Origin of the sequence: Xanthomonas sp. D-99, from assembly GCF_017746145.1 — a bacterium.
GTDB classification, from domain to species: Bacteria; Pseudomonadota; Gammaproteobacteria; order Xanthomonadales; family Xanthomonadaceae; genus Xanthomonas; species Xanthomonas cissicola.
The window spans coordinates 1-1179 of record NZ_JAGHWU010000126.1 but is presented as its reverse complement, the minus strand read 5'-3'; the positions used below and the strand labels follow the sequence as shown (position 1 = coordinate 1179).

At 53.4% G+C, this 1179-nt stretch carries 1 protein-coding gene and 1 pseudogene; both read right to left on the bottom strand.

Annotation, left to right across the window (positions count from 1 at the left end):
• Positions 1–156: 156 nt before the first annotated feature.
• Positions 157–753, bottom strand: coding sequence for a hypothetical protein (locus tag J7360_RS21065; RefSeq protein WP_005997165.1), 597 nt, complete (start codon positions 751–753; stop codon positions 157–159).
• Positions 753–1073 (bottom strand): annotated as a pseudogene (locus J7360_RS21060) (hypothetical protein); the annotation flags it as partial. The pseudogene J7360_RS21060 and the gene J7360_RS21065, both read right to left, overlap by 1 nt.
• Positions 1074–1179 lie beyond the last annotated feature (106 nt).

Below are 1179 nucleotides of genomic sequence, written 5' to 3'. Positions count from 1 at the left end.
GGCGAAATTCCGAAGTTCCAAAAGCCACTCTTCGGAACGACGCCACCTTCCGCCCTGTCAGGTCTCGTTGTTCAGACCTTCCCTAGGGGGCTGGTAGTGTTGACTTGTGACGATGTGTCTTAAACAGTGGAAGACGGTGGCCGACCTGACAAGTGCTTACTGTGCCTTGCCATTGGATTGAGGAAGGACAACGGAAATCGATCTTTTGCCATTTGAGGCCTGAAATGCGCCAGGCCAAAAGGCAATAGCACCCGCAGCACAGGTGCCTCGCTCGCATTGGATTTCTATTTTTCCAGATTTATCAAGATGAACTGCTGCGGCTGCAGTTGCTACCGCTAAGCTTCCGGCCAGACACCAATACAGGTTCACTGATCGCTTTCTAGCGGTCAGCACCGACAAAAAGAAAAGGGCGGCAAAGAATCCTGCACCCGCAAGCGCCTTTAGCCAAGTTTCCAAGAAAACCTGTGTTCGTCCGGGACCAGTGAAGACGTAGGTGGCTAGGACTGAGAACGCCAGCCAAGCCGCGCCGGAGATAGCGAAGGCTGCCCCTGGTGTTTTGTGTCCACGCCACACCAAATCTGCTTGCAACACGAAGAATGCTAACAGCAAAAGTGGCGCTACTGCGTAGCCAAGTAGCCCAAATTGGTTTTGAGTCACCAGAAAAAGGGCCGAGCAAGCCACTGTCCCAAGGAGAAGAGTTACTTCGCGGGAGCGCAGGCTAAGCCTGCGCTCCCTGAAATGGACTGTGCTCATTACTTAACTTGCACTACATCGCCGACAAGGACGGTTCCGCTGCCTACAGTCACTGTGCCTCCAGAAATGGTCGCTGCGCCACTTGACGTGAGCCAGTCTATCCCACGCTGGTAATCAGGTCGAGACGCCGCGTCCGGGCTTTCGTAAGAACTGTAATCGACGTTGATAGGCTCGCTGCTAGATGTCCCAATGAGGTTGCCTGCTGAATCGTAGGCTTCAACGTAAACAATGGCTCGCTTAGCAGAGTCGTAAGCGAAAATCGCCCTGCTTTTATCATTGAACGTTGTGTCAATGCGGATGCTGTAATCCTCCGAGCTCCTCGGTAATCCCCCCGCCCATTAGCAGACGCCAGAAGTGGAATTTTCTCGTCCCCTTTCTCGAGGAGGTTCCATGAAGAAGTCCCGCTTTACCGACAGCCAGATCATC

Bases quoted from the DNA above. Each gene is read 5' to 3' on its own strand.
- J7360_RS21065 (WP_005997165.1), bottom strand. From the start codon at position 753: ATGAGCACAGTCCATTTCAGGGAGCGCAGGCTTAGCCTGCGCTCCCGC.